The following is a 20,619-nucleotide window of genomic DNA, read 5'->3' as shown; positions in this document are numbered from 1 at the left end:
TTGCTTTATTATTTCGGGATAGACTAATTATTATCTATCAGGGTCATTCTTTATTCAACCGTAACCGATTTAGCCAGGTTTCTGGGCTGATCAACGTTACAGCCACGCATTACCGCAATGTGGTAAGCCAACAACTGTAAAGGAATGGTAGCCAACAGCGGCACAAATGCCGGATCAGTCGCCGGGATTTCTATCACATAGTCGGCCATTGCCTTTACCTCGGTATCGCCCTCGGTAACAATAGCTATAACATGTCCCTTACGGGCTTTAACCTCCTGTATGTTACTGATCACTTTCTCGTACGATGAATCCTTGGTAGCAATAAAAACTACCGGCATATCATCATCAATTAAAGCAATAGGGCCATGCTTCATCTCGGCAGCCGGATAACCTTCGGCATGGATGTATGATATTTCTTTAAGCTTTAATGCACCTTCAAGCGCAACCGGGAATGAACTACCTCTACCTAAGAACAAACAATTGGTTGAATCTTTAAACTTAGCGGCAATCTCCTTGATATGATCGTTTGATTTCAATGCCTGCTCCACCAATTCAGGTATTTGGTTAAGCTCGGTTAAATACTCAACTAATTTACCTTGGGTTATGGTACCCCTTTGTTGTGCTATGTAAAAAGCCATCAGTGTTAAAACGGTTACCTGAGCGGTAAATGCTTTGGTTGATGCTACACCAATCTCAGGCCCGGCATGGGTATAAACCCCCGCATGTGTAGTACGCGGAATAGATGCCCCCACCACATTACAGATCCCGAAAATAGTTGCACCCTTTTCTTTAGCCAGCTCAATGGCAGCCATCGTATCGGCAGTTTCGCCGGATTGTGAAATAGCGATCACCAGGTCCTTTTCGGTGATGATTGGGTTACGGTACCTAAACTCTGATGCATACTCCACTTCAACAGGTACGCGGGCATATTCTTCAATCAAATACTCCCCTACCAAACCCGCATGCCATGATGTACCGCAGGCAACAATAATTATACGGTCGATATTTTTAAGCTTTTCCGTATATTCTTTTATACCGCCTAACTGCACCTTACCCTGCTGCGGGTAGATACGACCGCGCATACAATCACGGATAGATCGTGGCTGCTCATATATCTCTTTCAGCATAAAATGCTCATAGCCGCCTTTTTCAAGAGCTTCTAACTTAAGGTCAAGCTCCTGTATGTAGGGAGTTTGTACGGTATTATCAATATTCTTGATCAACAAATCTTCCCGGCGAATGTAAGCCACCTCGTTATCATTCAGGTAGATCACATTTTTGGTATACTCCACAATCGGCGTAGCATCCGATGCAATGAAGTATTCGCCTTTGCCAACACCAATAACCATTGGGCTACCCTTACGTGCGGCTATCAGCAAATCGGGCTCATCAGCACTCATAATAACAATAGCATAGGCGCCTATCACCTTGGTTAAGGCAACCCTGACGGCCTCGCGCAGATCAAGCCCTGTTTCATTCTGTATGTGCTCAACCAGGTGTATCAATACCTCTGTATCGGTATCACTTTTAAAAATGTGACCCTTGGCTAAAAGCGTTTCTTTTATAACACCGTAGTTTTCTATAATACCATTATGGATGATGGTAAGCTTACGGTCACCAGATGAATGGGGGTGTGAGTTACGATCACTTGGCGCGCCGTGTGTTGCCCAGCGGGTATGGCCCATACCAATGGTACCGCCCAGGTCAATATCCTTAACAAAGTTTTCAAGGTCACTTACCTTACCTGCTTTTTTATAAACCTTTAGTTCTTTATCAAATAAGGAGATCCCGGCGCTGTCATATCCGCGATATTCCAGGCGATGAAGTCCTTTTATTATTATAGGATAGGCATCTCTAAAGCCTATGTAACCAACAATTCCGCACATAAATAGAATTTTAAATGTAACCTGACAAAAGTAATAAGATTAGTGGTTAGCGGGTATAGATATAGGGCAGGCCGTTAATATTAAAATATTTTAAAAAGTGATCCAACTTTATAACAATCATCCCAAAATACCCTAAAATAAAAAATCCGGAAGATATGCAGCTAACCACATCCCTTCCGGATTAAACGTATTTTGTATGATCTTATTTCTTGATCTTGGTGTAGATGATATTCAGTTTTATCTGGTAACCGTTTGTTTTATCATTACCAACAGCAACCGTACGTGCGGCTACCTGTGGTGTAGCGGCAAAGTCGACCGTTTTGGTATTTGTGGTATCAATTGGCGCTATAAAAGTACCATAATCAATACTTCTCTTCAGCAACAGATCCTGAAGGTATGCTGTTACTATAAAGTGATAGTTTTGTTTGGTATGATTATAGAAGCCACCAAAAACACCTACGCCACCAGATCGTGGATCGCCTTTATTAGCATCCTCAATAACTGTACGCTGATGCGCAATATCTAATGTATACAACGTAAGCTTAGGCAGCGGTACATAAGGAATACCCGACCCCGGGCTTGGCGTTACAACCAGTTCAGCACGGTTTAGAACAATATCGCTATCTTTTTTAAGCAGATTATTCCTAAGGTTTACCAACAGGTTAGGAAACTTGATCCTTGCCCTTAAACCCGCAAGACCCTGTAGATAGAAGGTATTTCTTGACGTGCCTGTATTGCTAAGCTCGGTATTAATAGCAGCCGAATAAGTATGCGTAATTGCAGCAGCCATTTGAGTGATAGGCAGTTTTATCTGCGTGGTATCAATGGTTGTTCCGTTAGTGATCTTGCAGTACACAAATATACTATCAGTAGGTTTTATTAAAATAATACCGCCTGCACCCGTTGTATTTGCTTTATCAAGCGTAATGTAAAGTCCTTTAATCGTGTTTTGAAAAACAGAATTTGAACCTAATGTTGTACCACTTGCATTAAAAACGTTATTAATTACAAAGCTATTGCTGATAGGGATCCTTAACTGAGGCGGAACTTTAATAAGCGTATCGGGCTTGCCTGTTATAATGTTATAGATCTTGATTGAATCATGGGTACGGGCTTTAAAGCTCATGCTGCCTAAAAGAGTACCTGTATTTACATCCCACTTTTTGTTGCTATAATAGCCTGTACTGCTGCTATATTTTTCATTAAGCTGGTAAATATTAACCTTGTAGCTCGAGGCAATAGAGTCGCCATAAAAACCATCGGCGTAATTCAAAACAAGCCTGGTTGAATCTATAGAGATTGTTCCGGCCGGAAGTGCGTAAGCTGCTGCCCCTGGTAAATTAAGATTGGTGGCTATGCTTGATTCTGTTGTACCAAAAATAGGGTCGTTAAAAAATGCCAGTGGATTTTTACCAAGCGGGCCCGAGGTAACAACAGTATCATCAAGAACCGTATTGATAACAATTGTTGATGTATCAACCAGGCTGCCGTTGAGCTGAGAAGACGAATTAACGCCTAAACCTACAGTATCCTGATTTTTACAACTATTCAAAATAAAAAGACTTATCAACAACGTTAATAAGTCTAAACGGAAAAATTTCATATATGATCTCAAAGCTTATACAACTTGTGCCAATTCCTCACTGGCAATTTCGTCGTAAAAATTGTAATAATTTTCGAAATCTGCGGTGGATTCGAACTCTAAAACCGATTTATTGCTGTTTTTAACATTATTTAACACATCAGCATCAATGGTTTCGCTTGCCAGCACAATTCCGTCACTGTACTGGATAGCACCAGCATACAATGCTGAATTTGTACCCGGTTTGTACACTTCGGTATGCTTTTCGGTCATATCGCCCATTACTGCTTTTTGTGCAAAATCGGCATCCATTTGTCCGCTGAAATCATTTTCATAAATAGAGTAAACTATTTTTGAATTTTTAAATGTCGGATCGTCCTTGTAAGTAGTTTTCAGGTAAGCCGGTACCAATGCACTCATCCAGCCGTGGCAGTGAATTACATCAGGAGCCCATCCTAATTTTTTAACAGTTTCTAAAGCACCTTTGCAAAAGAAGATCATTCGCTCATCATTATCAGCATAAAATTTTCCATCCTTATCGGTGAAAACATGCTTACGTTGAAAATACTCTTCATTATCCAGAAAGTAAACCTGCATGCGTGCAGCAGGGATAGACGCAACTTTGATGATCAACGGATTGTCATTATCATTAATGATAATATTCATACCGGATAAACGGATCACTTCATGTAAACGATTCCTACGCTCATTGATATTTCCAAAACGCGGCATAAGGATACGGATCTCGTAACCTTTTTCCTGCATAGCCTGCGGAAGCTGGCGTGTAATTTCAGAAATTTTTGAGAGTTCAAGGAAAGGGGACATTTCGTGAGTTATAAACAAAAGCTTAGATTTACCCATCACTATATCAGTATTTAATTTATAAAGAAGTCCAAAAAAATTGAGTGTGCAAATATAAGCATTATTATATGAACTGGCAACCAATTATGCAAGTAACTTTTGGTAATTTTTAATCAATTGTACAACTTTGCCAAATTATAAAACTACATCGTATTGAAAATTTTTACAACAAAGCAAGCCCTGCAGCAATACCTGGCGCAGATAAAGGCAGCAGGCAAAACCATTGGCTTTGTGCCTACTATGGGCGCATTACACTTAGGGCACCTGTCATTAATTGAGCAGGCACAGCAGCAAAACGATGTTATTGTATGCAGCATTTTTGTTAACCCGAGCCAGTTTAATGATCCTAAAGACCTGGAGAAATACCCCCGTACCATTGAGGCCGATACCCGCTTACTTGAGCAGGTAAACTGCGATGTTTTGTTCAACCCGGAAGTAAATGAAATGTATGATGGTAATGAACATTGGCATTTAAACATGGGCGAACTGGAGCGTTTACTGGAGGGCAAATTTCGCCCGGGGCATTACCAGGGCGTTACACAGATAGTTTATAAACTGTTTAACATTGTAAACCCCGATACCGCTTATTTTGGCCAAAAGGATTACCAGCAGTTTGCAGTGATCAGCAAAATGGTTGAACTGATGCAACTGCCCGTAAAGTTAGTAATGTGCGCCATTAAGCGCGAAGATGATGGCCTGGCCATGAGTTCAAGAAACATCCATTTAACTGCCGACGACAGGCTGCATGCCCTTATCCTTTCAAAAACACTTTACTGGGTTAAGGAAAATTTCAGCAGCCACCAAATAGCGTCATTACAAAGCGAGGCCGCCTCACTTATAAGCGCTGAACCCGGCGTTGAGCTGGAATATTTTGAGATAGCCGATGGCAGCACCCTGCACCCGGCTAACGAAAGCACCAAAAGCGCCGTTGCACTGGTAGCCGCAAAGGTTGGCAAAACAAGGCTGATAGATAATATTATTTTAAGCTGATAACATCAAAGCCTTAAGTTAAAAACTTTTCACTTTTAACTTAAGGCCTTGAATTAAGCGCCGATAATTTTTGGGCCATTACCTCGCTAATTTTTCGGTACGATTCAAAGGTCCACCCGGCAACGTGCGGGGTCAGCAATATCTTGCCCGATTGTTTTAGCTCATCAAACCATTCCTGTTCGGCAAGGGCCGGGAATTTTTCAACCTCCAGCACATCAAGCCCGGCACCTAATATTTTGCCCTGTTTAATAGCATTAAGTACTGCGCGTACCTTAGCCGTTTGCCCGCGCGAGGTATTGATAAAAAACACAGGCTTTTTAAAGTGGAACAAAAACTCCTCGCTGATAATACCATTGGTTTCTTTAGTTAAGGGCACATGTAAACTAACAATGTCGCTATGCTTAACAATTTCTTCCATGCTTACCTCGCGGGCATATTTATCACTAAAACCGGTTTTATACTTATCATAGGCAATTACATTTACCTCAAAGCCCGATAGTTTTTTAGCAAAGCTTTTCCCCATAAAACCATAGCCAATAATGCCAACCGTTCTGCCTTTTAGTTCATAGCCACGGTTAGCTTCGCGCTGCCAGCTACCACTGCGTATTTGTGCATCGGCCCTGTTAAAGTTATTCATTAGCGAAAGCAGCATACCAACGGCGTGTTCGCCAACAGCATCCATATTGCCTTCGGGTGCATTAATTAAGGTTATCCCCTTTTCGGCAGCGTAAGGCTCATCAATATTATCCATCCCGGCACCTGCACGGCAAATAAACTGCAGTTTTTTGGCAGCATCAAGGTATTGTCTGTTCAGTAAAAACTTTGAGCGGATAACCAGCCCCTGGTAATTGCCTATGAGCTGTAAAGCTTCATCTGCTTTTATAGTGGGCCTGTAATCGCAATGGTAACCCATTGCTTCGGCCTGCTCAATAAATATGGGGTGTATATCATCAACGATGAGAATATTTTTTTCCAATTGCTTAGTCCTTAAAAGTAAAGGCAGCAAAATTATAAAATGGCAGCATTAATTAACTGTAATTGATAGGTTTATTAATGAAAGATGACATTTTCGCCAGTTTTATAAACTGGCACGTAAATGGTATTAGGTTGTAGAGCGGCAAATCATCTGCCTCAAAAATTTAATTACAACAAACCATGAAGATCATCAAATTTACAAAGATAAGATCGGATATAAAAGTACAGGCACAAAAACTTTCGCACGAGGGCTTTAAGCAGATATTTGAGCATATTGACCAGCTCAAAATTAAAAAGGGCGTTGATAAAATGGGCCTTGATAGGTTTATTGAACAATGTGCCTGCCTTGCGGCGGGGTCGGGAATTATATCGGGCAGCGGTGGCTTGATCACCATGGTGGTAGGCGTACCAATGGATTTTGTGAACCTGATAACGCAGCAATTCAGGGTCACAATGGCTATAATGTACTATAACAAGGGCAGCTACCAGATGGGGTTTGAAGAATTTATGACCCTTATAGCTACCTCACTTAAAGTGGAAGCCGGCGTAACTCTTACCAAAACCATGATTGAAGGTATTGCCGAAAAGCTATTAATGATATTAGGCACCCGTACTGCCGAAAGGTTAGTGCCGGTTGTAGGCGCCGTAATAGGCGGAACGGCCAATTATCTGTTTATTAAACGGATGGCCGTTTCGGTCAAAAAACTTCAATTGGCTGCACCAACTGAACCGATACAGGTATTTTAAATGAATTTAAAGACAGGGGCAATGAACCTTTAAAAGCTTTTTGCTACCTGTTTGCCGTTATTTGAATGGTAAGCTTTACAAAATCGGCTACCGTTAAACGCTCTGCACGCAAATCCAGTAATGGGTCTTCGGTCATTTTTTCTTTATTGATGAGCGATGACAAAGCATTGCGCAGGGTTTTACGGCGCTGGTTAAAGCCCGCCTTTACTACCTGCCAAAATAATTTTTCGTCGCAGCCAAGCTCGGCAGTTTCGTTACGCGTTAACCTGATCACTGCCGATAACACTTTAGGCGGTGGATTGAATACGCCCGCTTTCACGGTAAATAAATATTCAACTTTATAATAAGCCTGTAAAAACACGCTGAGTATGCCGTATTCTTTGCTGCCCGCTTTAGATGCACAGCGTTCGGCTACTTCTTTTTGAAACATACCCACCACTTCAATTACCTGCTGGCGGTTATCAAGTACCTTAAAAAGAATTTGTGACGATATGTTATAAGGAAAGTTCCCGATGATAGCCATTGGCCCGTTAAAATAAGCGGGGAAGTCCATCTCTAAAAAATCGGCATTAATTAACCGGGGGCCTAACTGGGGGTACCTTTTTTTAAGGTAATCGTATGATTCGGTATCAATATCGATCAGGGATGTTTCGTACTCTGTTTTTTGTAATAAGAAATCAGAAAGAATACCCATACCGGGCCCTACCTCAAGCACTTGCTTGTATTTTTCGCCGGGGCGCAGGCTATCTACTATTTTGGCAGCGATATTTTTATCAGTAAGAAAATGCTGACCCAGATGCTTTTTTGCTCTTACCAATGTCATTATTAATCAAAATATTGGGCAATATTATACATATTTGTCCTTTAATCATGAACTATAAGCTTAAAATCTTTTATTTGCATGATTATGGTACCTGCACAAAGCTAAAAACTTAATGCCGGTTGTACCGCTAATTACCAGTTAAAACTAATACCGCCGGTATAATTGTATTATAAAGGCGTAATCATAGATATAAAGATGAGCGAGAAAATAAAAATAGGGATCAGCATAGGCGACGTAAACGGAATAGGGCTGGAAATAATTATTAAAACATTGGCCGACAGCCGAATTTATGATTATTGTACCCCCATTGTTTATGGCCATACCAAGCTGGCTTCTTTTTATCGCCGTACTACTACTATTGAGGATCTTAACTTTTTTGTGATCAATAACGCAGCCGAAAGCAAGCGTGAACATAAAAAACCCAATATGATCAATTGCTGGGAAGAGGATGTAAAAATTGAACCGGGTGTAGCCAATGCAGCTGTAGGCAAATATGCCTTTATGTCGTTAGAGCGTGCTACCAACGATTTGATAAGCGGAGAAATTGATGCCTTAGTTACTGCGCCTATTAATAAAGATAATATTCAAAGCGATCAATTCAACTTTCCGGGGCATACCGAATATTTGCAGGAACGCGACGGCGCCGCCGAATCATTAATGTTTTTGGTTAGCGATACATTGAGGGTTGGCGTGGTTACCGGTCATATTCCTATTTCGAAAGTAGCAGAAAGCATTACTGCCGAAAAAATAGTTGCCAAGCTTAAACTAATGGATGCCAGCCTTCGTAATGATTTCTGGATCCGCAAACCAAAAATTGCGGTATTGGGCTTAAACCCGCATGCCAGCGATAATGGTCTGATAGGCAGTGAAGAACAAACGGTGATCATCCCCGCTATTGAAGAAGCCCGCAATAACAATATTCTGGCCTTTGGCCCTTACTCGGCCGATGGTTTTTTTGCAAACGGCACCTATATGCAGTTTGATGCCGTGTTGGCTATGTATCACGATCAGGGCCTGATACCGTTTAAGCAAATTGCCTTTGAATCGGGTATTAACTTTACAGCAGGACTGAATTTTGTACGCACCTCGCCCGATCATGGCACTGCTTATGATATTGCCGGTAAAAATAAAGCGTCAGAAGTATCTTTCCGCGAAGCCCTTTTTACAGCCATACATATTGTTAAGCACCGCCGCGAAACGGTTGAACTGCACGAAAATCCTTTGGTTATAACCAAGCTAAGCCGCGACAGGGATTAATACGGATCGTTTAACACATCATTACACCCATTAAGGCTATAAACAGACCAAAAACAAATTTGGGACAAGAGTCAATACCAACTAAAACTGTTTAGCTTTAATTACGCTATTAGCCAGTATACCCCAATATAATTTCAACTGGTACACTAAGGTTAAAACATAAATTACCTTTTAGTGGCATTAGGTGTTAAATTCATATTATAAAATCTTTACCTTTAGCGCCAATATACCACTGATTACCAATGTTGGCTGAGTATTGTGACACTGACCTTCTTATTTATTTAAAGCAGGATGATACCACTGCTTTTAATGCAATTTATAAGCGTTACAGCAAACCTGTATATACTTATTTGCTGCATAAATTAAAAGACCAGGATATTTGCAACGATGTTTTGCAGGATATTTTTGTTAATGTTTGGGAAAAACGTGGCGAGTTGGATATTGACACCTCGTTAAAAGCCTATCTTTTCCAGGCGGCGCGTTTTAAAATTATTGATATATACCGCCGCGATGTTAAATATCAAAAATATCTTTCGGGCTTAGCCGATTATATTGTTGACCATTCCCTGATCACCGACCGGATTGATCAGCGTAAAAAACTACAGGATATAGAGGTCGCCGTAAATAAAATGCCCGAGAAGATGCGGGAAATATTTATCCTGAGCCGTTTTAAGCATCAATCAACCAATGCTATTGCCAGTAAAACCAATCTATCCAACCAAACTGTAAAAAACCAGATCTCAAAAGCACTGCGAATCCTGCGGCTTAATTATATGAGCATTGATGTTATTTTCCTTTTCACTTCCTTTATTTTACTGCTTTCGTAAATTTATTTTCAAAACGGATAGTACCTGCCCGCGCTTTGCCCGACTACCTTTTTAAACCAAAGGTAAATTGGATAAACATCTACTTAAAAATCTTCTTAAAAAATATCTGCAGGGTAAAGCTTCAAAGGCCGAAGTACAAATTATTGAGGAATGGCTATCGACCATAAAAAATGACGATAACGGCAACTTTGATCAAGACCTTATTGATGAAAACCTGCAATTTGTTAAAAGCAGGATTGACGGACATATAGCTGCCCCGCCTGTAGTTGTTTTGCGTAAAAACAAACAATGGCTGTCTGTTGCGGCATCCTTAATATTGCTATTATCTGCATCGGCCCTCGTTTGGAACTTCTATTTTAAAAAAACAGGTGCAGGTCCGTTAACGCAACAAGCTGTTATTGAGCGCCACATTGCCAACGGCTGGGTATATATAAAAACACCAAAAGGCAAAAATTATAATATCAACCTTCCTGATGGGAGTATGATAACGCTCAACGCTTCCAGCAAATTACGTTTCCCTGTTAAGTTCATCAACCATAAACGCCCTATTTACCTGGACGAAGGCGAAGCCCTTTTTAATGTAGCCAAAGATAAAACAAGCCCCTTTACCGTATATACCAACAAGTTTGCAACCACGGCACTTGGTACCGCATTTAATATCCGCAGCTATTCAAAGGAGCATAAAATATCTATTTCCTTAATTCACGGAAAAATAAGGGTGGATGACCTGCACCCCGCAAAGCTTACCGAAGCTTCAAAAATATTACTGCCCCACCAGCAAATTGTACTTAACAAGCAATCGGGTACTATAGTAAAGGCCGATTTTAAGGATGAAACCCCTATTACCGCATGGACCAATAAAGTATTAATTTTTCAGGATGCTTCAATGGACGAGGTTATCAACGCTATTGAAAACCACTATAACGTAACCATAACCAACCGTAACAACCACAAAAACTGGAGCTATACCGGCACATTTAAAAATGAGCCGCTTGCCGATGTTTTAAAAATAGTATGCCTTACCGAGGGATTAACCTTTAACATCAATAAAAACAACATCACACTTAATTAGCAACCAATTAATCATTTAATATGAAAATCACTTTACACTTTTTAAAGATCTGCTGTTTGGCGGTACTCCTGGCACCAGTGGGTATCTTAGCCCAGCCGGCAACTGCAAGCCCGGTAAAAGAACCGGCAACAACATTGACCATGAATGTTGTGAAAAAACCATTGGAGGAGGTTTTAGCAAGCTTAAGCAAGCAAACCGGTCTTGACGTTCATTACGACCGTAATGCATTTAACAAAGAAAAATTAGTTTCTATCAACTGCAAAAACCAACCTGTTCAGGATGTTTTGACTGCAATGGCAGACCAAACCGGCTTGCATTTTTCGCTATTTAAAAACACGCTGATCGTATCGGCCAATGCTGTTTCATTAGGGCAGTTAAAAATACAGGGAACAGTAAAAGATACCACCGGCGAAACACTGGTAGGTGTATCTGTATCAATTAAAGGCACTGCTACAGGTACCCAAACCGATGTTAACGGCTTGTTTACTTTAAACGCTAATGCCGGTGACGTACTTGTGTTTACCTATATAGGCTATGCAACAAAAGAAGTTACAGTAGGTACCGAAAGCACCATCAATGTGGTAATGCGCAGCAGCTCAAAAACATTGCAGGAAGTTGTAGTAACAGCGCTTGGTATCTCAAGGGAGTCAAAAACACTTTCGTATGGTGTACAAACCTTTAAGGGGAGTGATGTTAATACAGTAAAAGACCCAAGTCTGGTAAACACTCTATCGGGTAAAGTTGCAGGTGCGCAAATAACAAAAAGCGCATCGGGCTTAGGCGGATCAACCAAGGTTGTTTTACGTGGTAACAAATCCATCAATGGGGATAACAATGCCTTATTTGTAATTGACGGTATACCAATGCCAAGGTTAGAATCAGGACAGATTGCCGGTGTATTTGGCGGTATGGACAGAGGTGACGGTATTGAAAACCTGAACTCAGAAGATGTGGAGAGCATTACTGTATTACCGGGTTCGGCATCAGCAGCTCTGTACGGTAGCCAGGGAGCAAATGGTGTTATCTTGATAACTACTAAAAAAGGTATTGCCGGAAAAACGGTGATCAATTTTTCATCAAACACAACGTTCGAAAATCCTTTTGAACTACCTAAGTTTCAAAACAGCTATGGCCCGTCATCTGATGGTGCAAATGACAGCTGGAGCAATACAAAATTAGCTTCGCCGTCAACATTTGATCCTAAGTCGTTTTACAACACAGGTAAAACTTATACCAATTCGTTATCTATACAAACTGGTACTAAAACTAACCAAACCTATTTTTCGTTCGAGAGCACTAACGCTACAGGTATAATTCCAAACAATAAGCTGGATAAATACAATTTTACTGTACGTAACAGCAGCCAGTTTTTAAACGACAAGTTAACCCTGGATGTATCTGCAAATTATATCACACAAAATGTTGATGACAGACCTAACCAGGGATTTTATTATAACCCGCTTGTTCCGTTATACATTTTCCCTCGTGGAGTTGATTTTAATCAATATAAAAACAACTACGAAGTGTATGACCCGAACAGGAACTTAAAGGTTCAGAACTGGCCATATGCTGTTGCTGATATTGCTACACAAAACCCGTACTGGATAGTTAACCGCAATATTAACCAGGATAGGTTAAGCCGCCTATTGGGTACAGTATCGGCTAAATATGTGTTTACCGATTGGTTTAACATACAGGGCCGTATTAAGGTTGACCGCTCAAACGATGTTTTTGAAGCTGAAAACTATGCTTCAACTATTAACACCTTGGTTGGCTCAAAGGGTGGCTATCAATATAACCCAAGTGGTGTAACCCAAACCTATGCCGACTTTATTGCCAACTTTAACAAAAAAGTTAGCGTTTTTACGATTAACGCCAATTTGGGTGCCAGCTTACAAAACAATTTAAGCTCGGGCTCAAACACATCCGGTAACTTGTTGAATTTTGCCAACGTATTTTCAATTTCAAATATTGATTATACCCGTGTGTTCCCTACCCAATATTCAGATCGCAGCCAGATCCAATCATTATTTGGTACAGCTACCATTGGTTACAAGGATGAATTATTTTTGGATGTTACCGGAAGAAATGATTGGGACTCAAGCCTTGCGTTTACCCCAAAGGATAATTTCTTCTACCCTTCAATTGGTTTAAATGCTGTTTTAAGCCAGATATTTAAAATGCCTGATTTTGTATCATTTGCAAAGTTAAGGGCTAACTTAACCAATGTTGGTAGCGGAGCAAGTGCTATTCCGTATGCTACTAATCCTACCTACGCTATCAGCAACGGTACTACCAATGCTATCGGGGCAGCTCCTTTTGCATCGCTTAAACCAGAGAATACCCGCTCGTACGAAATAGGTACCGACTGGAGATTTTTGAATGATAAGCTGAGCTTAACTGTTAATGCTTACCAATCATTTACCACTAACCAGATCTATACTGTTGCCGTAAGCCAGTCTACCGGTTACAGCAGCTACTATTTTAATGGTGGTAAAGTAAGAAATGAAGGTTTAGAAGCAACTGTTGGTTATAACACCAAACTTGGCGACTTTACCTGGAGATCAAACGTAAACTTTTCCTTAAACAGAAACAAGATATTAGACGTACTTGAATATACTGACCCATATACACATGGCCCTGTAAGTGTGCCTTATGTAACCCTATCAACCGACTTTTTTGACCTAAGGGTACAAAAGGGTGGTTCATTTGGCGATATGTACTCACATACGTTAGAGAAAGATGCTAACGGCCAGTACATCACTGATTCAAACGGCTTGCCAATAAAATCATCAGATTACAGCAAGATAGGTAACTATAACCCAACCTTCCTTGCTGGTTTCCAAAATCAGTTCGGTTATAAAAACTTTACTTTAAGCTTCCTGATCGACGGGCATTTTGGTGGCCAGGTGGTATCAATGACCAATGCGGTTCTTGACCAGTTTGGTACTTCTGCTGCAACAGGCAAGGCACGTGATAACGGTGGTGTTGATGTGAACGGTAAAAAAGTTGATTCAAAAGCTTATTACGATATTATAAGCAGCAGAAACGGTGTAGCATCTGAGTATGTATACAGCGCTACAAACATCCGCCTGCGCGAATTAGCAATAGGCTATACTATGCCGGGTTCATACTTTAATAATAAAGTTAAAAACATAGGCATCTCTGTTTTGGCCCGTAACTTATTCTTCATCAAAAACAACGCGCCGTTTGATCCGGATGCTGCCTTATCAACAGGTAATGGTTTGCAAGGCCTTGATTTATTTAACCTGCCAACCATCAGAAGCGTAGGATTTAAAATCAGTGCCCAGTTTTAATTATTAAATTCATAAACGATAGTAAAATGAAAACAAAATATTTAAATACAAAATTCGGTATTGCACTGGCCATTGCAGGTTTAGGCTTTACCTTTTTTCAATCTTCGTGTACCAAAGATTTTGAAAAATATAACACCAATAAATACAACGCAACCGATTCATTATTAAAAATTGACGGCGAAGGGCTTGGCACATTTATGCTGCCAATGCAACTGGGTATTTACAACAGCGTGAATTATAACTTCCAGGTTCAGGAAAACCTGAATGCTGATATATTTTCGGGCTATATGATGTCTGGCGATGCCGGATTTGGTAGTGCTGAAAATCATAACTACAACCTTAATACAGGCTGGAACACCGCCCCATTTGATATTGGTTTTGGTACCATCATGTCAAACTGGTTACAGATCAGCAAAAGAGCTGCTGTATCAGCACCTGATTATCTTGCTGTTGCCAACATACTTAAAGTTGAAGGCATGCACCGCGTAACCGATGTTTATGGACCAATGCCATACACCCAGTTTGGTAAAGGCGGTTTCTTTACACCGTATGATAGCCAGCAAACTATTTATACCACATTTTTTACCGAGCTTGACTTTGCTATTAAAACCCTGAAAGCTTACGTTCAGGCACATCCGGGTGATAAACCTTTTGCACCTTATGACCTGGTTTATGGCGGCGATTACAAGCAATGGATAAAATTTGCCAACTCTTTAAAACTTCGTTTAGCTATCCGTATCTCAATGGTTGATCCGGCGCTTGCAAAAACCGAAGCGGAAGCAGCAGTAAACGATGCCGGCGGATTAATTGCTACCAATGCCGATAATGCTTATGTACAGGCAGCTAATGGCGTTACTTTTACCAATCCATTATGGTCGGTATGTTATGAGTATCTTGATATTAACCTGGGTGCACCAATGGAAAGCTATTTAAAAGGCTATAAAGACAGCCGTTTAAGTGCCTATTTTGTTGCTAACCCTGATACCCTTGCAATAAAAGGAACAAGTGTATACCACGGTATTCGCAATGGGGTACAGTTAGATAACTCAGACGAGTATGCGCCAGCCAGCAAGCTTAATCTTACCAAAACCTCGGCAATCAGGTTTATGGCTGCAGATGAGATCTCCTTTTTACGTGCCGAAGGCGCTTTACGCGGCTGGAACATGGGTGGTACAGCCCAAAGCTTTTATGAGCAGGGTGTAAACCTTTCGTTTGAGCAGGCCGGCGCAGCAATAGGTAACTATTTAAATGATGCAACCAGTACCGAAGCACCTTTTAATGATATTGTAAGGGCATCAAACAACGTACCTGCTGGCTCACCTTACCTGAGCACCATTACTATTAAGTGGAACGAGGCCGATACCTACCAGCACAAGCTAGAGCGTATCATCACACAAAAATGGCTGGGTTTATGGCCTGATGGCGATGAGGCATGGGCCGAGCAACGTAGAACAAACTACCCGGTTTTAATGCCAGTAGTTATTAATGCAAGCCAGGGCACTATATCTACCACAGGCTTTATCCGCAGGTTACCTTTCTCACAAAATGAGTATAAGAACAATCTTGCAGAGGTAACCAAGGCTATCTCACTGCTTGGCGGCCCTGATAACGGCGGCACCAGGTTATGGTGGGATTTGGCTACCAAAAACTAATACCATAAAAATCACAACAACAAAAGGCCCTTTCCAGGGCCTTTTGTTGTTTTTAGGCCTCGTGGTTTTATGTAAATAAGGGTAATTTATTCTTTTGAAAAAACACTTTTCTAATATGATATTTATCCTTACATTTGCGGGCTAATTGTCGCTCATTGAAATCGCTAAAAATATTTTCGATTCCTTTTACCGGCCTGAAACTGGGGAAACACCAGTTTGAGTTCACTATTGATGATGCATTTTTTAACGAGTTTGAATACTCATTAGTTAAAAAAGCAAACTTAAAATGTGATGTAGAGCTGGAAAGACAGGAAACTATGATCATCCTGAATTTCCACATCAATGGCACTATAAACACTAACTGCGACCGTTGTTTGGCGCAATACCCACAGCAAGTGGATATAAACGAACAGCAGGTAGCCAAGTTTAGTGAAGAGGCGATTGACGAGGATGAAGAGATCATCACACTGAATAAAAACGATCACGAGATCGATATTTCAGGTTTGATTTATGAATATATAAACGTTGCATTGCCATTTATAACGGTATGCGATGATGAGGGTAACACCCCTTATTGTGATAAAGAAATGCTGGAAAGCCTTAACAAGCTATCAGCAAATGATGGACAGAATGAGCTAACAGACCCACGGTGGGATGCGCTCAAAAAATTTAAATGATTAATTAATAACAGGTTTTATGCCACATCCAAAACGTAAAATATCCAAATCAAGGAGAGATAAGCGCAGAACACACGACAAAGCTGTAGCCCCTACCTTAACTACCTGCAAAACTACCGGCGCTGTACACTTACCGCACAGAGCTTATACTGTTGATGGTAATGTTTACTACAACGGTAAATTACTGATTGAGAAAGCAGCTGTAGCATAAGTTTAATTTTCTGAAATGAAGATTGGCTTAGATATTATGGGCGGTGATTACGCCCCCAAAGCAACAGTCTTAGGGGCAATTGCGGCTTATGAGCATCTGTCTGCCGACCAGAAACTGGTTTTAATTGGCGACAAAGAGCAAGCTGTAAAAATCCTTCAGGAAAATAACTTTAGCCCTGATCACTTCGAGTTTGTTCACACAACGGAGGTGATTGGCATGGGCGAACATCCTACAAAAGCAATAGTTCAAAAAACCGACTCAAGCATTGCTGTTGGTTTTAAACTGCTAAAAGAGGATAGTATTCAGGCATTTTCTTCGGCCGGCAATAGCGGAGCTATGCTGGTTGGAGCTATGTTTAGCGTAAAAGCCATTCCCGGCGTTTTACGCCCTGCAATGACAACTATAGTACCTAAGCTAAAAGGCGGCTTGGGTATTTTAATTGATGTAGGTGCCAATGCCGATTGCAAACCCGAATTTTTATTACAATTTGGCGTATTGGGCAGCCTGTTTGCACAATATGTTTATGATGTTGAAAATCCGCGGGTTGCATTGATGAACATTGGCGAGGAGGAGGAAAAAGGCAATTTACTTTGCCAGGCTACCTACCCCCTGATGAAAGAAACCAAGCTTTTTAATTTTGTTGGTAACGTTGAAGGGCGCGATCTTTTTAATGATATGGCAGACGTAATAGTTTGCGATGGCTATACCGGTAATATTATTTTAAAACTTGCCGAATCATTCTACGTGATCACCCTTAAAAAGGGATTAAAGAATGAGTTTTTTGACAGGTTTAATTATGAGCAATACGGTGGCAGCCCTATATTAGGTGTTAATGCACCGGTTGTTGTTGGGCATGGCATATCAAGCCCCGAGGCTATTAAAAACATGGTGCTTTTATCAAAAAACATGGTTGAAAGCGCCCTTGTAGATAAAATAAAACTGGCTTTCCAGTAAAAAATATTAGAATGAGCAAAATTCATGCTGCTATTACGGCTGTGAACGGTTACGTACCCGAGTATGTATTAACCAACCATGAGCTGGAAACAATGGTAGATACTAATGACGAGTGGATAACCACCCGTACCGGTATCAAAGAGAGAAGGATATTAAAGGGCGAGGGGTTAGGCACATCAGATATGGCAGTTCCGGCTGTTGAAGGCCTGCTCAAAAAACGCGGCATTAATGCTGACGAGATCGACCTGATCATTTTTTGTACCACCACTCCTGATCGTGTATTCCCGGCTACTGCAAACATCCTGGCAAGTAAAATTGGCGCTGTTAATTCATGGGGCTATGATTTGCAGGCTACCTGTTCGGGCTTTTTATTTGGCCTGGCAACCGGTGCACAATTCATCGAAAGCGGAAAGCATAAAAAAGTATTGGTAGTTGGCGGCGATAAAATGTCGTCAATGATCAATTATAAAGATCGTGCAACCTGCATAATTTTTGGTGATGGCTGCGGGGCTGCTTTATTAGAACCCAATACCGAAGGTTACGGAATTATTGATTCTGTTTTAAAAAGTGACGGATCGGGCTTACCTTATCTTAACCAGCCCGCAGGTGGCTCGGTTAAACCAACAACACACGAAACTATTGACGATAGCGAGCATTTCCTTTACCAGGAAGGACAGGCAGTATTCAAATTTGCTGTAACCAATATGGCCGATGTTGCCGCTGAAGTTATGGAGCGCAATAACCTGAAAGCCGATGATATTGCATGGCTGGTACCACACCAGGCCAACAAACGCATTATTGATGCTACTGCAAACCGCACCGGCGTTAGTGCCGATAAGGTGATTATAAATATTGAACGTTACGGTAACACTACAAACGGAACATTACCCTTATGTTTGTGGGAGTGGGAAAGCAAATTTAAAAAAGGCGATAATTTAATATTAGCTGCCTTTGGCGGAGGATTTACATGGGGTGCCATTTATTTAAAATGGGCCTATTGATCTGCACTTCAACAAAAAATAGTTAAGAGTTTTTTTGCAATTAAAATAAACCTGCTTCTTAGTAAAATATATTAAAATGAGCAAAATTCATGCTGCTATTACAGCTGTAAATGGTTACGTACCCGAGTATATACTAACTAACCAGGAGCTGGAAACGATGGTAGATACTAATGACGAGTGGATAACCACCCGTACAGGCATTAAAGAGCGCAGAATATTAAAAGGCGAAGGCCTTGGCACATCAGACCTTGCAGTTCCGGCTGTTGAGGGCTTGTTAAAAAAACGCGGCATTAGTGCTGACGAGATAGACCTGATCATTTTTTGCACCACTACCCCCGATCGTGTATTTCCGGCTACTGCAAATATATTGGCACATAAAATCGGGGCCACCAATGCATGGGGTTATGATCTGCAGGCTGCATGCTCAGGGTTTTTATTTGGCCTTGCAACCGGATCGCAGTTCATCGAAAGCGGAAAACATAAAAAAGTATTAGTAGTAGGCGGCGATAAAATGTCGTCAATAACCAACTACCAGGATCGCGCCACCTGCATCATATTTGGTGACGGCTGCGGTGCTGTTTTGTTAGAACCTAATGACGAAGGTAACGGTGTTATTGATTCTATATTAAAAAGTGATGGTTCGGGCGTAGTTTATCTGCATCAAAAAGCAGGTGGCTCAATAAAACCTGCCACTCACGAAACTGTTGACGCCCGTGAGCACTTTGCCTACCAGGAAGGCCAGGCAGTTTTTAAATTTGCGGTTACCAAAATGGCTGATGTTGCTGCCGAAGTTATGGAGCGCAATGATTTACAATCTGAAGATGTTGCATGGCTGGTACCGCACCAGGCCAACAAACGCATAATTGATGCAACCGCTAACCGTACAGGAGTTAGTGCGGATAAAGTAATTATAAACATTGAGCGCTACGGTAATACAACAAATGGAACAATTCCCTTATGTTTGTGGGAGTGGGAAAGCAAATTCAAAAAAGGCGATAATTTAATATTAGCGGCCTTTGGCGGAGGATTTACCTGGGGTTCCATTTATTTAAAATGGGCTTATTAATCTGCATAGTTAACTTGCAGTGTTTAAATGTGCAGTTGATATAAACACAAACGGTACAAATCGTTTGGTTTAAGCATCCAAAATTGCACAGCAGGAAGGAACATTATCAAATATGTTTTGTTAATTTACTGAATACTAATTAAAACAATTGCATTGGTGTATATTTGCACCGCTGCAAATTATCATATAACTTAGATATAAACTTATCCAAAACCAATTAACGCCCGAGCATGGATATTAAACAAATTCAGGATCTTATACGCTTTGTTTCTAAATCAGGAGTGAACGAAGTTGCTATAGAGCAGGAAAATTTCAAGATCACTATCAAAACCAACCAGGTAACAACTGTAGTTAATGCAACTATACCAGATGCACAACACCCTGTTGCCGCTGCACCTTTAGCTATTGCACCAGCAAGTGCACCCGCTGCACAGCCTGTTGATGACACTTCAAAATATGTGACCATCAAGTCGCCTATGATCGGAACTTTTTACCGTTCAGCAAGCCCTGAAAAACCACTTTTTGTAAACGTGGGCGATGAAATAAAAACAGGATCAGTGCTTTGTATTATTGAAGCTATGAAATTATTCAATGAAATTGAAGCCGAAATATCAGGCCGTATTGTAAAAATACTGGTTGATAATGCTTCGCCGGTTGAGTACGACCAGCCTTTGTTTTTAGTTGAACCTATGTAATTATTTGGCTGATAGGCCTGTGATTT

18 protein-coding genes are annotated in these 20,619 nt (G+C 40.9%); 13 read left to right on the top strand and 5 right to left on the bottom strand.

All coding sequences use genetic code 11. The annotated features are described in order from the left end of the window. Window positions 1-50: 50 nt before the first annotated feature. The 3 genes from glmS to ACQY4U_RS05305 form a co-directional block, all read right to left on the bottom strand. Complete coding sequence (gene glmS, locus ACQY4U_RS05315) at window positions 51-1,886, bottom strand: glutamine--fructose-6-phosphate transaminase (isomerizing) (RefSeq protein ID WP_428328353.1); 1,836 nt, start codon at window positions 1,884-1,886, stop codon at window positions 51-53. A gap of 202 nt (window positions 1,887-2,088) precedes the next feature. Further along, window positions 2,089-3,489, bottom strand: a complete 1,401-nt coding sequence (locus ACQY4U_RS05310) for a DUF4270 family protein (protein WP_428328352.1) — start codon at window positions 3,487-3,489, stop codon at window positions 2,089-2,091. Between the two features lie 15 nt (window positions 3,490-3,504). After that, window positions 3,505-4,329, bottom strand: a complete 825-nt coding sequence (locus ACQY4U_RS05305; RefSeq protein WP_428328351.1) for a glycogen/starch synthase — start codon at window positions 4,327-4,329, stop codon at window positions 3,505-3,507. A gap of 153 nt (window positions 4,330-4,482) precedes the next feature. Between ACQY4U_RS05305 and panC the strand changes: the two genes are divergently transcribed. Next, entirely contained in the window at window positions 4,483-5,319 is an 837-nt protein-coding gene (gene panC / locus ACQY4U_RS05300) for a pantoate--beta-alanine ligase (protein WP_428328350.1), read from the top strand. 40 nt (window positions 5,320-5,359) lie between these two features. Here panC and ACQY4U_RS05295 read toward each other — a convergent pair whose 3' ends face one another. Then, complete coding sequence (locus ACQY4U_RS05295) at window positions 5,360-6,295, bottom strand: 2-hydroxyacid dehydrogenase (RefSeq protein WP_428328349.1); 936 nt, start codon at window positions 6,293-6,295, stop codon at window positions 5,360-5,362. 179 nt (window positions 6,296-6,474) lie between these two features. On the opposite strand from ACQY4U_RS05295, the gene ACQY4U_RS05290 reads away from it, so the two are divergent. After that, window positions 6,475-7,041, top strand: a complete 567-nt coding sequence (locus ACQY4U_RS05290) for a hypothetical protein (RefSeq protein ID WP_428328348.1) — start codon at window positions 6,475-6,477, stop codon at window positions 7,039-7,041. Window positions 7,042-7,084: 43 nt separating this feature from the next. Here the strand turns inward: ACQY4U_RS05290 and rsmA are convergent, their stop codons facing one another. After that, a complete protein-coding gene (gene rsmA, locus ACQY4U_RS05285) occupies window positions 7,085-7,864 on the bottom strand; it encodes a 16S rRNA (adenine(1518)-N(6)/adenine(1519)-N(6))-dimethyltransferase RsmA (protein ID WP_428328347.1) in 780 nt (259 codons plus the stop codon). A 195-nt stretch (window positions 7,865-8,059) separates the two neighbouring features. Here rsmA and pdxA point away from each other — a divergent pair, with 195 nt between their 5' ends. The 11 genes from pdxA (at window position 8,060) to accB (ending at window position 20,593) form a co-directional block, all read left to right on the top strand. Further along, window positions 8,060-9,121, top strand: a complete 1,062-nt coding sequence (gene pdxA / locus ACQY4U_RS05280) for a 4-hydroxythreonine-4-phosphate dehydrogenase PdxA (protein WP_428328346.1) — start codon at window positions 8,060-8,062, stop codon at window positions 9,119-9,121. Between the two features lie 242 nt (window positions 9,122-9,363). Continuing rightward, window positions 9,364-9,948 (top strand): RNA polymerase sigma factor, encoded by a 585-nt coding sequence (locus ACQY4U_RS05275; RefSeq protein ID WP_428328345.1) that lies wholly within the window; start codon window positions 9,364-9,366, stop codon window positions 9,946-9,948. Between the two features lie 67 nt (window positions 9,949-10,015). After that, window positions 10,016-11,020: a FecR family protein gene (locus ACQY4U_RS05270; RefSeq protein WP_428328344.1), complete on the top strand. Its 1,005-nt coding sequence runs from the start codon at window positions 10,016-10,018 to the stop codon at window positions 11,018-11,020. 20 nt (window positions 11,021-11,040) lie between these two features. After that, window positions 11,041-14,337 carry a SusC/RagA family TonB-linked outer membrane protein gene (locus tag ACQY4U_RS05265; protein ID WP_428328343.1) on the top strand — a complete coding sequence of 1,099 codons (3,297 nt, stop codon included), beginning with the start codon at window positions 11,041-11,043 and terminating at the stop codon, window positions 14,335-14,337. Between the two features lie 26 nt (window positions 14,338-14,363). After that, window positions 14,364-15,989, top strand: a complete 1,626-nt coding sequence (locus ACQY4U_RS05260) for a RagB/SusD family nutrient uptake outer membrane protein (RefSeq protein ID WP_428328342.1) — start codon at window positions 14,364-14,366, stop codon at window positions 15,987-15,989. 155 nt (window positions 15,990-16,144) lie between these two features. Next, entirely contained in the window at window positions 16,145-16,666 is a 522-nt protein-coding gene (locus tag ACQY4U_RS05255) for a YceD family protein (protein WP_428328341.1), read from the top strand. 19 nt (window positions 16,667-16,685) lie between these two features. Then, complete coding sequence (gene rpmF / locus ACQY4U_RS05250; RefSeq protein ID WP_302866084.1) at window positions 16,686-16,877, top strand: 50S ribosomal protein L32; 192 nt, start codon at window positions 16,686-16,688, stop codon at window positions 16,875-16,877. Window positions 16,878-16,892: 15 nt separating this feature from the next. Beyond that, window positions 16,893-17,831 (top strand): phosphate acyltransferase PlsX, encoded by a 939-nt coding sequence (gene plsX / locus ACQY4U_RS05245; protein WP_428328340.1) that lies wholly within the window; start codon window positions 16,893-16,895, stop codon window positions 17,829-17,831. A gap of 11 nt (window positions 17,832-17,842) precedes the next feature. After that, complete coding sequence (locus tag ACQY4U_RS05240; RefSeq protein WP_428328339.1) at window positions 17,843-18,832, top strand: beta-ketoacyl-ACP synthase III; 990 nt, start codon at window positions 17,843-17,845, stop codon at window positions 18,830-18,832. 76 nt (window positions 18,833-18,908) lie between these two features. After that, a complete protein-coding gene (locus ACQY4U_RS05235; RefSeq protein WP_428328338.1) occupies window positions 18,909-19,898 on the top strand; it encodes a beta-ketoacyl-ACP synthase III in 990 nt (329 codons plus the stop codon). Between the two features lie 230 nt (window positions 19,899-20,128). Next, the gene (gene accB / locus ACQY4U_RS05230) at window positions 20,129-20,593 is read left to right on the top strand and encodes an acetyl-CoA carboxylase biotin carboxyl carrier protein (protein WP_428328337.1); all 465 of its coding nucleotides are present in this window, start codon (window positions 20,129-20,131) and stop codon (window positions 20,591-20,593) included. Window positions 20,594-20,619: the final 26 nt, after the last annotated feature.

Origin of the sequence: Mucilaginibacter sp., assembly GCF_965277465.1 — a bacterium.
In the GTDB taxonomy this organism is placed as follows: Bacteria; Bacteroidota; Bacteroidia; order Sphingobacteriales; family Sphingobacteriaceae; genus Mucilaginibacter.
The sequence above is the reverse complement of the archived record's forward strand: the minus strand, read 5'-3'. Positions and strand labels throughout refer to the sequence as shown.

Coding starts and splice junctions, on each gene's coding strand:
- glmS (WP_428328353.1), bottom strand. CDS start 1,886: ATGTGCGGAATTGTTGGTTACATAGGCTTTAGAGATGCCTATCCTATA.
- ACQY4U_RS05310 (WP_428328352.1), bottom strand. CDS start 3,489: ATGAAATTTTTCCGTTTAGACTTATTAACGTTGTTGATAAGTCTTTTT.
- ACQY4U_RS05305 (WP_428328351.1), bottom strand. CDS start 4,329: ATGGGTAAATCTAAGCTTTTGTTTATAACTCACGAAATGTCCCCTTTC.
- ACQY4U_RS05290 (WP_428328348.1), top strand. CDS start 6,475: ATGAAGATCATCAAATTTACAAAGATAAGATCGGATATAAAAGTACAG.
- rsmA (WP_428328347.1), bottom strand. CDS start 7,864: ATGACATTGGTAAGAGCAAAAAAGCATCTGGGTCAGCATTTTCTTACT.
- pdxA (WP_428328346.1), top strand. CDS start 8,060: ATGAGCGAGAAAATAAAAATAGGGATCAGCATAGGCGACGTAAACGGA.
- ACQY4U_RS05275 (WP_428328345.1), top strand. CDS start 9,364: ATGTTGGCTGAGTATTGTGACACTGACCTTCTTATTTATTTAAAGCAG.
- ACQY4U_RS05265 (WP_428328343.1), top strand. CDS start 11,041: ATGAAAATCACTTTACACTTTTTAAAGATCTGCTGTTTGGCGGTACTC.
- ACQY4U_RS05260 (WP_428328342.1), top strand. CDS start 14,364: ATGAAAACAAAATATTTAAATACAAAATTCGGTATTGCACTGGCCATT.
- rpmF (WP_302866084.1), top strand. CDS start 16,686: ATGCCACATCCAAAACGTAAAATATCCAAATCAAGGAGAGATAAGCGC.
- plsX (WP_428328340.1), top strand. CDS start 16,893: ATGAAGATTGGCTTAGATATTATGGGCGGTGATTACGCCCCCAAAGCA.
- ACQY4U_RS05240 (WP_428328339.1), top strand. CDS start 17,843: ATGAGCAAAATTCATGCTGCTATTACGGCTGTGAACGGTTACGTACCC.
- ACQY4U_RS05235 (WP_428328338.1), top strand. CDS start 18,909: ATGAGCAAAATTCATGCTGCTATTACAGCTGTAAATGGTTACGTACCC.
- accB (WP_428328337.1), top strand. CDS start 20,129: ATGGATATTAAACAAATTCAGGATCTTATACGCTTTGTTTCTAAATCA.